Genomic DNA, 14109 nt, shown 5'->3' with positions numbered 1-14109 from the left:
TCAGCCCCTCGGTAGTCCGAGCAGGCGCTCGGCGACAATATTGCGCTGGATCTCATTGGATCCGGCGTAGATTGGCCCGGCCAGCGAGAACAGATACCCGCCCAGCCAGTCACCCACGTCCCCGGCGTCGGGCCCGTTCGCCAGCAGTTCGGCGCGCGGCCCCAGGACCGCCAGCGCAGTCTGGTGCAAGGCGATGTCCATCTCGGACCAGAAGATCTTGTTGCAGCTGGCCTCGGCCCCGATCGACCCGCCAGCCGACAGGCGACAGGCTGTCGAATAGATCGACAGGGCATAGGCCTCGGCGTCCATCCAGGCCTGGGCCACGTCGCGGCCCAGCGCCGGATCGACCTCGTCCCGGTGGCGAACATAGAGAGCGGCCAGACGGCGCGCGGCCTGCTGATAGCGGGCCGGGCTGCGCAGCATCAGTCCGCGCTCGAAGCCGGCGGTGGCCATGCAGACGTGCCAGCCTTGTCCCTCGTCGCCCAGACGGTTGGCGGCAGGCACGCGGGCGTTCTCCAGGAAGATTTCGGCGAAACCGGCCTCGCCGTTGATCTGCGGGATGGGCCGGACGAGGACGCCGGGGGTCTTCAGATCCATCAGCAGGAGGGACAGGCCCTTGTGGCGCTGTGAGCCCGCCTCTGTACGGACCAGGACGAAAGCCCAGTCGGCGAAGACGGCGCGCGACGACCAGATCTTGTGGCCGTTCAACACATAGTCATCGCCGTCCAGGACGGCGGTGGCGGCGACGGCGGCCAGATCGCTGCCTGCCTGGGGCTCCGACCAGGCTTGGGCCCAGATTTCATCGCCGGCGGCCATGGCGGGCAGGAAACGCGCCTTCTGCTCGACCGTGCCGAACTCCATCAACGTCGGGCCCAGCAGGAAGATGCCGTTCTGATTGACCCGACCGGGCGCGCCGGCGCGGTAGTATTCTTCCTCGAAGATCAGCCACTGGACCAGGTCCAGCGCCCGCCCCCCATAGGCCTTGGGCCATGTGACCATGCCGAAGTTGCCCTGGCTCAGTGTGCGCTCCCATTCGCGGTGGGCGGCGAAGCCCTCGGCGGTGTCGAAGGAGGGCAGAGGGTCGGCGGGCACATGGGCGGCCATCCAGGCGCGTACCTCGTGCCGAAAGGCCGTCTGCTCAGGGGTAAAACTCAGGTTCACTGGTTGACCTTCAGAATTTGGCGGTCTGGTTCTGATGGACGAAGGCGTCGCGCGACGCCTGGCTGTCCGGGTGCATGTACATTTCCAGGGTGAAGCCCTGTTCGAAGCGGTAGCCGTGGTCGACGTCGCGCGGCTCCAGCCCGTTCAGCGCCTGTTTGGCGAGGATCACGGCCGTGCGGCTCTTGGAGGCGATGATGCCGGCGAAGGCGCGCGCTTCGGCATACAACTGATCACGCGGGACCAGCTTCTGGACCCCGCCGAGGCGCCAGGCGTCCTGGGCCGTGATCTTGCCGCCGGTGAAGAAGGCGGCGCGCACGACGGGCAGGGGCAGCATTCGCGACAGGTGCGACGCGCCGCCCATGGCGCCCCGGTCGATCTCGGGCAGGGAAAAATAGCAGTCGTCAGAGGCGATGACCGTATCGGCCGCGCCGCAGATGCCGATGCCGCCGCCGATGACGAAGCCGTGGGCGGCGACCACCACCGGGACCGGACAATCGCGCACGGCTTTGAAGGTCAGGTAGTTGCCCCGGTTGAGGGCCACGATCCGTTCGGGATGGGCCTGCATCTCCTTGATGTCGACGCCGCCACAGAAGCCGCGCCCCTCGGCGCGGATCAGGACGCAGCGCACGTCCTCGCGCGAACCGACCTCGGTGATGAGCCCCGGGAGGGCGTTCCACAGTGCGGAGTCCAGAGCGTTGACCGGGGGGTGGTCGAGGATGATCTCGCCGATGCGGTCGTTGATGTCGGTGCGGAGGGGCATTGGGGGTTCCCTGTCAGGCCGCGGTCGCGAGCGGGCTGGACACAGCCTCCAGCCGCGCGCGGGCCTGGGTGACAATCTGTTCGATCAGGTCGCGGCAGGGCGGCAGGTCGCCGAGGCGGGCCGCCACCTGGCCGGTGGCCATCAGCCCATCGTCGGGCTGGCCTTCGACGACCGCGCGCTGGATCAGCATGGGGGCGCTGGCGGCCATCATGGCCTGGGCCAGGGTCAGGCCGCCGTGGCTGGTCATGGCGCGCGCGGCGGCCAGAAGCTCGGACGTCGAGGCGTCGGTCGCCCGCTTCATCATCAGGGCGCTTTCGAATGCGCGCAGCCACATGGAGAGGGGACCGGCGCTCTCGATCCGGGCCAGACGCCGATTCCGGATCATCCGTTGGGGGAGGCCGTCGACCTTGGTGGAGACGAGGATGTCGTCGGGACCGGCCTTCAGATAGTGGGCCTTGGTCGCGTCGGGGACGGGGCTTTCGGCCGTCATCAAGAAGCGGGTGCCCATGGCGATGCCGGCAGCGCCATAGGCCAGGGCGGCGGCCAGTCCGCGCCCGTCGCTGAAGCCGCCCGCCGCCACGACGGGCGTCCTCACCGAGTCCAGTATCTGTGGCAGCAGGACGGTGGTGGCGACCGAGCCGGTGTGGCCGCCGCCTTCCCCGCCCTGGACCGTGATCATGTCGCAGCCCAGTTCGACCATCTTGAGGGCATGTTTCAGCGCGCCGACGGTGGGGATGCAGACGATGCCCGCGTCGCGAAAGCGGGCGATGACCGCCTTGTCGGGGCCGCGCCCGAAGCTGACGGCGCGGACTTGGGCGCGCTCGGCCAGGATGATCTCGACGATTTCTTCCGCGCCCGGCTGGAACATGTGGAAATTCACGCCGAACGGCTTGCTGGTCAGCCCCTTCAGCCGGGCGATGGCTTGACGCAGTTCGGCCGGGCGCATCACCGCTGCGCCGAGGAAGCCGAAGGCGCCGGCCTCGCTGGTGGCGGCGACCAGTTCGGGGGTGGCGATCCATCCCATGGCGGTCTGGATGATGGGATAGCGACAGCCCAGTCGGGCGGTCAGTTCAGTGGAGAGGGCGTCGGCCATGGTCAGCCCTCGTCCGCGCGCTTGTTGCCGGCCGCCATGGCCTTGCCGTCGAGGCCGCCCAGGCTGTTGCCGCTGACCAGATCGTTCTGGGCGTGGGCGAAGTGGTGCATGTGGAAGACGGCGTCCATCGCCGTTCGCTTGCCGCGCAGGTCCTCGACGTGATTCACCGCCTGCTTGGTCAGGGACAGGCCGAGACGCGGCATCGCGGCGATTTTTTCGGCGACGGCGCGAGTCTGATCCTCCAGCTGGTCGCGGGCGACCACGCGGTTGACCATGCCCAGCTCATAGGCGCGGGCGGCTGGCATCCGCTCCCCCAGGAACAGGAACTCCTTGGCGATACGCGGGTGCATTTCGAAGGCGTGGGCGAAATACTCCACGCCCGGGATCCCCATCCGCACGACAGGGTCCTGGAAATAGGCGTCGTCGGAGGCGATGATCAGGTCGCAGACCCACGCCAGCATCAGGCCGCCCGCGATACAGGCGCCCTGGACCATGGCGATGGTCGGCTTGGGGATCTCGCGCCAGCGGCGGCACATCCCCAGATAAACCTCGTGCTCGCGGGCGTAGAGGAGTTCGGCCCCCGGTTTGTTGACGTGATCATAGACGAGATGCCTGCGTTCGAAGCTCCTGTGCAGGTCGCGGCCGGGGGTGCCGATGTCGTGCCCGGCGGAGAAATGCTTCCCCGCCCCGCGCAGGACGATCACCTTGACGCCATCGTCATCGACGGCGCGACGGAAGGCGTCGTCCAGCGCATAGGTCATCTGCGAGTTCTGGGCGTTGTGAAACGCCGTGCGGTCCATGGTGATCCAGGCGACCGGCCCATCGACCGCATAGGCGACCGGAACCGCGGTTTCGTAGACGATCTCGACGTCTTTTGGTGGGACCAGATCGCTCATGTTCAGGCCGCGTCCGAACGTTGCAGCCGTCGATCGCCGGCCGGGTCGTCCCTGAACAGGGTGGCGCGCAGATTGTGTGGGTCCAGCCGGTCGCGGATGATGGACAACTGCTCAGCGGTCGGGGGGGCGGTTTCGGGGATGCCGTCCGGCCGGGCCAGGACGAAGCCGGTGTTGTCCTGGACCTCCTGGAAAGTGACGCCGGGGTGCAGCGAGCGCACCCGCATGGCCTTTTCGGCGCCGTTGAAGTCCAGCACGGCGAGGTTGGTGACGACCATGCGCAGATCGAGACCGCCGGGCTTCTTGCCGTCGGGCCAGCGGGCGGGGTTGTATCCAGCGCCGCAGACGAAATCGACTTCTCCGCTGACGAAGGCGCGCTGGTTGTGGGTCGGCACGAAATAGCTGTTCGGGTGGCTGATCGAATTGCCGGGATAGCCCCGTGCGCCCAAGAGCGCGGCCTTGGGCCTGGCATGGTCGCCAATGACCGAGATGTTGGTCTGGCCGAAGCGGTCGATCTGGGTCGGAACGACCATGGCGTGACGCTTGCCGCCCCACAGATTGTCGAAGGTGCGGGCGAAAGGCATCCAGCCCTCGACCTTCGGGACGTAGCCGTTTCGCGGACCGACAGGCACGGGTTCCGAAACGAAATGATTCTCGCCGTCGGTCAGCATCAGGGCCGGATTGACGGTCAGCTTGGCCAGGCCCGCGGCCAGACGCGGCATGAGGGTGATGCCGGTCGCCAGCACCTCGCCGTCATCGCGCCAGGCGTCGGCGGCGGCGGCGATGCACAGTTCGGCCAAGGTATAGGGTGTCTGGGTCATTCGGCGGACCTCAATAGACCGGCGCGGGCAGCGCGCGGACGTAGGCTGCCCCGCCGACTGCCGCGAGGTAGGCGTCGGGCGTTACATCGATGAAGCGGGCGCGATAGGCGTCCCAGCCTTCCGGTGAAGTCGCCCCGACGTAGGTTTTCAGATGGGCCATATCGATCCCGTAATCGGGCGTGGCGCCGGTCGGGTGGGCGCCCAGCGGCGCCTCGATGACCCCGGTGACGACGCTACGTTCGAAAGGGTGGAAGCGCGAGTTGGCGGGCAGGTCAAGGCCCTCGGTCCCGACCACCTGTTCGGCTGAAACGAAGACCGTGTCGGCGGCGCGCGCCATCAGATCGTCGAAGAAGGGGTCAGGGCTGAAGATCAACGTATTGCCCGCCTGGTCCGCGCGATGCACGTGCATGATCGCTGCGTCCAGCCTGATCGCAGGCATGGCCAGCAAGGTCTCGCCGTCGGCGTAGGGGGACTGAACCGTCTTCAGTCCTTGCGAGGGGATATCGGTGGCCATGCCGAAGCGGGCTGGCAGGAAAGGCAGGCGCATCGCCGCTGCGCGCAGGCCCCAGTGCAGCAGACCCTCGTCCAGTTCCAGAATCTCCAGGGCGCCCGCCTGACGGGCGGCGCGGAAATGCGGGTCCAGAGGGAAGTGATCCAGGGACACAAAGCCGAAGATCAGCTTCTTCACCTTCCCTGACGCCACCAGGGTGCCGACGTCCGGACCGCCGTAACTGACAATGGTCAGGTCCTTTAGGTCGGAACGCGCGATGGCGTGCACGAGGGCCATGGGTTTGCGACGCGTGGCCCAGCCGCCGATTCCGATCGTCATTCCGTCGCGCAGGCCGGCGACGAAGCCATCCAGATCCAGCCGTTTGTCGAGCACGCGGTCAAACTCCGTAAGCAGGGAAGATTGGTTCCTGTCACGACGCTATGAGACGGACCGGGGAGGGTGAAGGGGCCTCGAAGGAACGGATTGTTTGCCTCCGGAGACAATGCCGCGTGATCGGCAATAGGGCTGCTGACGAAACACTCTGGGCGTGTCCGACGCCTTATCGGTTGGACGCGGGTGCGCTCTATTTTTTCGACGATGGCGGCGCTGTCCGCCCCAGACATCCATCAGGCGGCGCGTCTCAGCGCGATCCGGCCGGGGGGAGCCAGATTGCTGCAGAGAATACGCAACAGCCGGATCGTATCGGGGACGACCGAGACCTCCATTTCCCGCGGTGTGTTTGTACTCATCTTCGTGGTGTCGATGGCCATGGCCGTGGGCAACACCGGCCTGATCTCGGTCATGCCCGCCATCGGCCGCGCCATCGGCATATCCGACCATCTGGTGGCGGCGATCTTCTCGTTGTCGGCCCTGTTGTGGGCCCTCAGCGCGCCGCATTGGGCAAAGGTCTCGGACGTGCGCGGCCGCAAGCCGATGATGATGCTGGGGTTGGGCGGCTTTGTATTCTCGATGCTCGGCTGCGCCTTGGTGGTGTGGGCCGGATTGCAGGCGCTCCTGACCCCGCTGGCGGTGTTCGCGGCCTTCGCCGTCATTCGTGGAATTTTCGGCCTACTCGGGTCGGCGACGGCGTCTTCCAGCCAGGCCTATGTGGCAGACCGGACATCAGAGAAGGACCGGACGGCGGCCATGTCCGCCCTGGCCGGAGCGCTGGGCATGGGCACGATCATCGGACCGGCCGTGTCGCCGCTGCTGGTGTTCGGCTTTCTGGGGCTGGCCGGTCCAATGACCATCTTCGCCCTGATCGCCGGGGGCATTCTGGTCGCGGTTGCGGTGGTGATCCCGCGCGACCGGCCGCCGGTGCTGATGAGGTCGGCGCAGGACGTGTCCAGGGACGGGCAGGGATCCGGGACTTCGCCCAGGCTGTGGAGCGACCGGAACGTCGCGCCGTATCTACTGTACGGCCTGCTGTCGGGATGCGCCCAAGCCATCAATGTCTATACGTTGGGCTTCGTCATCATGGATTCGATGGCGCTGCCGCTGGCCCAATCCCAAGCCTATATCGGCATCGCCATGGCGGCCGGAGCGGTTGCCGGTCTTGTCGGCCAGTGGGTGCTGATCCCCCTATTGAAGTTGTCACCGCGCCAACTGTTGCGGTCCGGCGCCCTCCTGGCGCTGGCAGGCAACCTGATCACCGTCTTCGCGCACGACTTCTGGCTTCTGACGCTCGGCTATGTGGTGCTGACCCTCGGCTTCGGCTTCTGTCGCCCGGGCTTTATGGCGGGCGCCTCCCTGGCCGCGCGCGAGGATCAGCAGGGCGGCGTGGCGGGTATGGTTTCCAGCGTCTCAGGCGCGGCCATCGTCGTCACGCCGGTCATCGGAGTGCTGCTCTACGAGTTCGCACCTGCGGCGCCCTTCATCCTGAACTGCGCCGTCATGGCCGGGCTCGCGCGCTATGCCTGGAAAAACGCCTCGCTGCGGCGCGGCAAACCCGGTCTGGCCTGCCCGCCGATTGTTTCCTGATGCGGATAAACCGTCTGCGTCCACGCGCTTGTTGTCGACGAGTGGCGGGTAATAATCGTTCCATGACGATTTAAGAATTGGCTGACGAGCAGGTCAGTTCGTATCCGCCAATGAAACGTTGGAGTGTTCTGTGGATCGATATCTTGTAATTTCGTCCGATGGTCATGCCGGATTGCCACCTGAAAAGTATCGGGAGTATCTGGATTCACAGTACCGCGAAGAATTCGATGAACGCATCGCCAAGGAAATCGCGGCGCGTGAGCAACATGAGAAGAATTTCCTGCTTGACGACTTCAACAACAAATGGCGCGCCGCCGCCGGCGAGGGCATGGAGGGCGCTTGGGATTCCTCGATCCGCAGCCGCATCCTGGACGAAGACGGGGTCGCCGCCGAGGTTCTGTATCCGGACGGTATCACCGAGAGGAACGCCCCGCCGTTCGGCGCCGACATCGGTCTGAGGCCGGTTCTCAAGGACGCGCACCTGCAGTGGGCGGGGGCTCGCGCCCATAATCGCTGGATGGCCGAGTTCTGTCAGATGGACCCCGTGCGCCGCATCGGCCTGGCCATCATCCCGGCCTTCTACGACATGGAGCAGAACCTCAAGGAGATCCGCTGGGCCAAGGAGAACGGGCTCAAAGGCGTGGTCCTGCCCACCCTGATGGAGGGCTTCGATTTCTACAACCATCCGAAATACCACCGGATGTGGGCGATGCTCCAAGAGTACAACATGCCCGTCAACTTTCACTCGGGCGCGGCGCCGGCCTATGACACTTCGCTGCCTGGCTGGATCGGCATCTACCTGTCGGAATACGCCTTCTTCCTGACCCGGCCGATGTCGGCCCTGATCTTCGGCGGCGTGTTCGAGCAGTTCCCGAACCTGAAGGTCACCTTCACCGAGGCCGGCGGCGAGTTCTGGTTCCCGTGGATGCTCGAGCTGATGGACGTCCGCGCCTCGGTCAAGCACACCAGCGGCAAGCTGGGCGATCACCGCTCGAACCTGTCGATGAAGCCGAGCGACTATTTCAAGCGCAATATCTGGGTCGGCTGCTCGGCCCTGCCGGACGAAGAGACCACCGAGTCCTACTATAACATCGGCATCGACCGGGTTCTGTGGGGCACCGACTATCCGCACCCCGAGGGCACCTGGCCCCACACCCTGCCCAAGATGATCGCCAGCCTGGGTGGCCTGCCCGAAGCCGACATCTCCAGGATGTTCGCGGGCAATGCGCTGGATGTCTACGACCTGGATGAGAAGGCGCTGAACGCCATCGCGGCGCGCATCGGCCCGCAGAAGGCCAGCTTTATAAAGGCCGCCGCCTGACACCGAGCGGGGATCGGGCGCCTCGACGTCCGCTCCCCCTCCAGACCCTCAAAAAACGACCGGGAGAAACGACGTTGGCCAAGCTTCGCTACGTGCAGGACGTGACCAAATTGAAGGCTGCGATGGAGGCTCGCGCCTCCGGCGGCGGGTTGAAGAACACCGTGCAGACGCTGCGCGCCTTCTATGAGACCGATCCGGAGATCGTGGCGGCCCTGCTGCCCAAGCCGCTGGCGCCGACCAGCGCCTCCAGGATTCTGATCCAGTTCTCCCATGTCGAAATGCGTCCGACGCCCGACAACGTCGTGGTGTCGGCGGCCATGACAGTCGGCGTCGAGGCCACCTACAAGGGCAGGACCGGCTGGTACGTCCTCGCCATGCCCATGGGCGGCGAATTCGTCGTCATCAGCGGCCGTGAGCGTTTCGGCGAGCCCAAGAAGCTGGCCGACGTCAAATTCACCAATGACGGCGACCGCCTGCACGTCACCTGCACCCGCAACGGCGTCGCCTTCGTCGAGCTGGAAGGCAGGATCGGCGAGAGCCTGGGCGCCAAGAAATTCACCGAGAACCTGTTCTGCTACAAGGCGATGCCGGGCATCGACAACGGCTTCGGCTTCGACGGCGACGTCTTCCTGACCCAGTTGAACTGGGCCCGCGACTGGGACCTGCACCATGTCGTCGACGGCGGCGTGGTCACCCTGCGCGAGTCCGCTTCCGATCCGCTGGTCGACGTGCCGGTGCGCAAACTGCTGAAGATGGAATACTCCGAAGGCCGCAGCATCACCGGTGGCGAAATCCTGGAAAAGGTGCCGGGCGAATGGCTGCAGCCCTTCTGGTTCGGCCGCTACGACGACAACCCGACCGGCGGCGTCGAGATCGCGCTCGCTTCGGAGGCGGTGCTTCAGGATGCGTGATCTGACGGGAAAGGTCGCCGTCGTCACGGGCGGCGCCAGCGGCGTGGGGCGCGCCTTGGGCGAGGCTCTCGTCGAGCGCGGCGCCAAGGTGGTGCTCAGCGACATCAACGCCGAAGCCCTGGAAGCGACCGTGGCCGCCCTGGGCGCCGAGGGAGGCGACATCGTCGGTGTCGTGGCCGACGTGATGAAGCAGGACTCGGTCGAGGCCCTGGCTGATCAGGTCTACGCGCGTCACGGAGCGGTCCACCTGTTGTTCAACAACGCAGGCGTCGGCCTGGGCGATTTCCGGGAGCCCATCTGGACCTTGGCGCTCAAGGACTGGGAGTGGGGCCACAATATCCATGTCATGGGCGTGGTCCACGGCATCCGGGCCTTCGTGCCCCGCATGCTGGCGGGGGGCGAGGACGGCTATGTCGTCAACACCACCTCGGCCAACGGCGGGCTGGCGCCGTCGGCGCGGACGCCCGTGTACGCCTCGACCAAGGCGGCTGTGACGAGCCTGACGGAGGTGCTCCATCATCAACTCACGGCCCAGGGAGCCAAGGTGAAGGCGGCGCTGCTGTTTCCCGGGCCGCACCTGGTCAACACCAACCTCATGCGTTCGGCGCGTCCGGCTGACTATGTCGACCCGGCCAGCCCGCAGCCGGCTGGCAAGTCGATGTCCGAACTGGCCCAACAGAACGGGGGCGTCCCCGTCACGGAACCGGAGGAGGTCGCGGCCTTCGCTCTGGACGGCGTCGCACAGGGCCTTTTCTGGCTCCTGCCCGAAAGCGAGCGGACGGACGGCAACATTCGTCGTCGCATGGACAGCATCCTGACCCGCAGCGCGCCCGTCGGGCTCGGCGGCTAGGGGAACGGATCGAGGGCGACAGGGAGCACCCAGCCCAGGTTCAAATAAGTATCGTAAAAAAACATAAAAATAACAATCAACTAGACCAAAAATGGTCATGGGGCTATTAGGGAGGGTTAGATGACTATTCGCATGAATCGCGCGGCCACTGTTCTGCTGGCAGGCACCGCTCTGGCTGGCGCCTGGCCCATGATGGCCATGGCGCAGGAAGCAGAGCCCCAAGCGCCGACAGAGCAGGCGACCCGCATCGACGACGTCGTCGTGACGGCCCAGCGCCGCGAAGAGCGATTGATCGACGTGCCGCTGTCCGTCTCGACTCTTGGGGGCGAGGCTCTGCAACGCGCCGGGGTGACCGATATCTCGGGCATCGGCGGCTATGTGCCCAATATCCAGATCAACCAGACGGTTGGGGGTTCGTTCGGACCGCTGATTTCAATGCGCGGCCTGGCGCCGTCGGCCGACACCAGCCTGGGCCGCGACCAGCCGGTCGGCCTGTATATCGACGGGGTGCCGATCGCGAAATCAACCGGAGCGGCCTTCGATACAGTGGATCTGGAGCGGATCGAAGTGCTGCGTGGTCCGCAGGGCACCCTGTACGGCAAGAACACCATCGGCGGCGCGGTCAACCTGGTGACACGGCGTCCGTCCGGTGAGTTCGGCGGCAAATTCATGCTCGGCGTCGGCAGCGCGAACCTGTTCGAGCAGCGCCTGTCTCTGGACCTGCCCCGCATCGGCGAAGTCGGAACCGGCATCGGCGCCTTCGATGTCAAGGTCGCCTATTCGGGTCGCACCCGCGATGGCTTCTTCGACAACACCCATCCCAACGCCCGCTTCGCGACCTTCGGCGAGCAGAACCAGCAGGCCGGTCGCCTGGACATCCTTTGGCGTCCGACCGAGGGTTTCACGCTCGCCTATGGCTATGATGACACCTCCAGCCGCGGCTCGCCGGCCATGCTGGCGATCAGTGCGCCAGGCCTGATTGGCCCCGGTGGGGTGCTGGCGTCGCTGTACCCCCGCATCCAGAACTCGATCCATACGGACCGTCCCGAGGGGATCGCCAATGACTACGCCAACCGCAGCGACTTCTTCGTCAGCGGGCACTCGTTGACGGCGGAGTACAACGCCAGCGCCGTGCCATTCCTGGGCGACATCACGATCAAGTCGATCTCGGCCTATCGTGAGCTGAAGACGCGAAGCAGCACTGACTTCGACGGGGTTGGTGTGGATATCACCCACTTCACTCTGAACAACAACTATAAGCAGATGTCGCAGGAACTGCAGTTGATCGGATCCACCGAGCAGCTGAAATACACCTTCGGCCTTTTCGCTTTCAAAGAAGAGTACGACGTTCACAACCCGCGCTGGAACCTTCAGTTCGGGGGCGACAGGTTCGACACCAACGAACGTTCGGCTGAAAACACTTCGCTGGCCGCCTATGGCCAGATGACCTGGACGCCCTCGGCCTTCGACCAACGACTGAGCCTGACCCTGGGCGGCCGGATCAACAAGGACGAGAAGTCAGCGACCTCACTCAGCCAGTCCTACTCGGCCTACGCCGCCAACCCTTCGGCCCAGGGGTCCGGCGTGTTCCAGCGCGATGCAAGCGGCAATCCTGTCACGCGCAGCGGCGGTCCGGCGCTCGGGGCGTTGCCGGGTGCGGGCAATATCGGTCCGTCCGATCTGATCCCGTTGACCGCCGAAGGCGAATGGTCCGAGTTCACCCCCGAGGCCAACATCTCGTGGAAACTGGCCGAGGACTGGAATGTCTATGGCCGGTTCGCGACGGGCTTCAAGAGCGGCGGCAACAACGACGTCGCTGCGACCAACGCCAGCTTCTTGACGCCCTATGCACCCGAAAGGCTGACAGCCTATGAGATCGGCACCAAGGGGCAGTGGTTCGACCGTCGCCTGAGCCTCAGCGCGTCAGTCTATTACAGCGACTATCGCGACTTCCAGGTCGGTGTCTTCGTGCCCGCCCTGATCACGACGACGATCATCAACGCGGGCAAGGCGCATATGTCCGGCTTCGAGCTCGAAGGTCAGGTGCGCCCGATCGACAACCTCAGGATCAATTTCGGCTACGGCTATACCAACGCCGAATACGACGAGTTCATCCTGCCGTCGGGATTGGATGTGACGGACACCTACGTCTTCCCGCTGATCCCCGAGCACAACTACACCCTAGGGGTAGATTATCGCTGGGCCGGCGTCGCGGGCGGCGATGTCGTAGCCAGTCTGAACTACAGCTGGCGCGGCGAACAGGCGGGCGGGATCAACAACGACCCGCTGTCCTATCGCAAGGCCTACGGCCTGCTGGATGGTCGCCTGTCGCTCAGCGACATCGATATCGGCGACGGCCGCACGGCCGAAATCTCGATCTGGGGCAAGAACCTGCTTGACGAGGAGTACTGGGTTTCGGGCATCAACCTGAGCCTGTTTACCGTGCGGCAATGGGGTGATCCGCGCAGCCTCGGCCTGCAGGCCAGCGTGAGGTTCTAGGACGACAGCCCGACGGAAGACCGTTGCGACGTCGACTTCGCAACGGTCTTCCGGCCGGGTCTCCGACACTCTCCGGGTGGGGCCGCGGTCCATGAGCGACAATGCACATATCGTCATCGTCGGGGCCGGTCACGCCGGCGGAACCGCCGCCGCCCTGCTGCGACAATACCGACATGCGGGCGACATCACCCTGATCGGCGCCGAACCGCTGGCGCCCTATCAGCGACCGCCGCTGTCAAAGGCTTGGCTGAAGGGCGAGGCCGACGGCGACGGTCTGCGCCTCAAGGCCCCCGAATGGTACGCTGAAAATCACGTCGATCTGCGACTGTCGCAGACGGTCGAGTTCATCGACCGGACCCGGCGGACCGTTCGCCTGAGCGATGGCGACACGCTTGCCTATGACCGGCTGATCCTGGCCACGGGCGCGCGGGCGCGCCTATTGAATATCGAAGGCGCTGACCTGAACGGGGTGACGGCGTTGCGCACGGCGGCGGACGCAGAGGCGCTGAAGGCCGCACTGGATCCGGATCATGGCCACGTGAAGCGGCTGGTCGTGATCGGCGGCGGGTATGTGGGCCTGGAGGTGGCGGCCTCCGCTCGAGCCCTGGGCGCCGAGGTGGCCATTGTGGAGCGCGAGAACCGCATCCTGGCGCGGGTCGCCTGTCCGGTTCTGTCGCGCTTCTTTCAATCCTTTCACCGCGAACGCGGGGTGCGGTTCATTCTCGACGCGACGGTCGAGCGGCTGATCGGTGAGGAGGGTCGGGTCGCGGGCGCGCAACTTGACGACGGGTCGATTCTGGATTGCGACGCGGTTCTGATCGGCATCGGCGCGGCGCCCAATGACGAATTGGCGCAGGCGGCGGGGCTGGACTGTCAGGACGGCGTCGTGGTCGATCGGGCGGCGCGGACCAGCGATCCAGCGATCTTCGCCATTGGCGATGTGACCCGCCGTCCGATGCCGCTCTCCGACACGTTCATGCGGCTGGAGAGCGTGCCCAATGCGCTGGAGCAGGCGCGGCAGGCTGTCGCCGCCATCACCGGACGTCCCGCGCCGGAACCCGAGATCCCGTGGTTCTGGTCGGATCAGTATGATCTCAAGCTGCAGATCGCGGGCGTGCCGGTCGGATGCGACGACATGGTGGTGCGCGGAGACCCCGGCATGCCGGGCTTCGCCCTGTTCCACATGGCGGGCGACCTGATTCAGGCGGTGGAGGCCGTCAATGCCCCCGGCGAGTTCATGGTCGGACGCCAGTTGATCGGCCGTCGCACGCCCGTCTCCCGTGAGCGCCTGGCCGACCGCGCGACGTCGATGAAGACGGTCGCTCTTTGA

At 65.7% G+C, this 14109-nt stretch carries 12 protein-coding genes; 6 read left to right on the top strand and 6 right to left on the bottom strand.

Annotation, left to right across the window (positions count from 1 at the left end; all coding sequences use genetic code 11):
• From PSV23_RS17065 to PSV23_RS17040, 6 genes are read right to left on the bottom strand one after another with little or no spacing between them, the layout of a single operon-like run.
• Nucleotides 1-1161 carry an acyl-CoA dehydrogenase family protein gene (locus PSV23_RS17065; RefSeq protein ID WP_300471494.1) on the bottom strand — a complete coding sequence of 387 codons (1161 nt, stop codon included), beginning with the start codon at nucleotides 1159-1161 and terminating at the stop codon, nucleotides 1-3.
• 10 nt (nucleotides 1162-1171) lie between these two features.
• Nucleotides 1172-1921 (bottom strand): enoyl-CoA hydratase family protein, encoded by a 750-nt coding sequence (locus PSV23_RS17060; RefSeq protein ID WP_300471492.1) that lies wholly within the window; start codon nucleotides 1919-1921, stop codon nucleotides 1172-1174.
• A gap of 13 nt (nucleotides 1922-1934) precedes the next feature.
• Nucleotides 1935-3014, bottom strand: a complete 1080-nt coding sequence (locus PSV23_RS17055) for a nitronate monooxygenase (protein ID WP_300471490.1) — start codon at nucleotides 3012-3014, stop codon at nucleotides 1935-1937.
• 2 nt (nucleotides 3015-3016) lie between these two features.
• On the bottom strand, nucleotides 3017-3910 hold the full coding sequence (locus PSV23_RS17050) for an enoyl-CoA hydratase (protein ID WP_300471488.1): 894 nt from the start codon (nucleotides 3908-3910) through the stop codon (nucleotides 3017-3019).
• A 2-nt stretch (nucleotides 3911-3912) separates the two neighbouring features.
• A complete protein-coding gene (locus tag PSV23_RS17045; protein WP_300471487.1) occupies nucleotides 3913-4728 on the bottom strand; it encodes a hypothetical protein in 816 nt (271 codons plus the stop codon).
• Nucleotides 4729-4738: 10 nt separating this feature from the next.
• Nucleotides 4739-5611 carry a CoA transferase subunit A gene (locus PSV23_RS17040; RefSeq protein ID WP_300471485.1) on the bottom strand — a complete coding sequence of 291 codons (873 nt, stop codon included), beginning with the start codon at nucleotides 5609-5611 and terminating at the stop codon, nucleotides 4739-4741.
• Nucleotides 5612-5887: 276 nt separating this feature from the next.
• Between PSV23_RS17040 and PSV23_RS17035 the strand changes: the two genes are divergently transcribed.
• The 6 genes from PSV23_RS17035 to PSV23_RS17010 all read left to right on the top strand — a co-directional run bounded on the left by PSV23_RS17035 (nucleotide 5888) and on the right by PSV23_RS17010 (nucleotide 14109).
• Nucleotides 5888-7198 (top strand): MFS transporter, encoded by a 1311-nt coding sequence (locus PSV23_RS17035; protein ID WP_300471483.1) that lies wholly within the window; start codon nucleotides 5888-5890, stop codon nucleotides 7196-7198.
• 130 nt (nucleotides 7199-7328) lie between these two features.
• Complete coding sequence (locus PSV23_RS17030) at nucleotides 7329-8519, top strand: amidohydrolase family protein (RefSeq protein WP_300471481.1); 1191 nt, start codon at nucleotides 7329-7331, stop codon at nucleotides 8517-8519.
• A 74-nt stretch (nucleotides 8520-8593) separates the two neighbouring features.
• A complete protein-coding gene (locus tag PSV23_RS17025) occupies nucleotides 8594-9430 on the top strand; it encodes an acetoacetate decarboxylase family protein (protein WP_300471479.1) in 837 nt (278 codons plus the stop codon).
• Nucleotides 9423-10280 (top strand): SDR family NAD(P)-dependent oxidoreductase, encoded by an 858-nt coding sequence (locus tag PSV23_RS17020; RefSeq protein ID WP_300471477.1) that lies wholly within the window; start codon nucleotides 9423-9425, stop codon nucleotides 10278-10280. The genes PSV23_RS17025 and PSV23_RS17020 overlap by 8 nt, the downstream gene beginning before the upstream one ends.
• A 120-nt stretch (nucleotides 10281-10400) precedes the next feature.
• Nucleotides 10401-12779: a TonB-dependent receptor gene (locus PSV23_RS17015; RefSeq protein WP_300471475.1), complete on the top strand. Its 2379-nt coding sequence runs from the start codon at nucleotides 10401-10403 to the stop codon at nucleotides 12777-12779.
• Nucleotides 12780-12870: 91 nt separating this feature from the next.
• Nucleotides 12871-14109: an NAD(P)/FAD-dependent oxidoreductase gene (locus PSV23_RS17010; protein ID WP_300471473.1), complete on the top strand. Its 1239-nt coding sequence runs from the start codon at nucleotides 12871-12873 to the stop codon at nucleotides 14107-14109.

Source organism: Brevundimonas sp., assembly GCF_029946145.1.
Taxonomy (GTDB): domain Bacteria; phylum Pseudomonadota; class Alphaproteobacteria; order Caulobacterales; family Caulobacteraceae; genus Brevundimonas.
The sequence above is the reverse complement of the archived record's forward strand: the minus strand, read 5'-3'. Positions and strand labels throughout refer to the sequence as shown.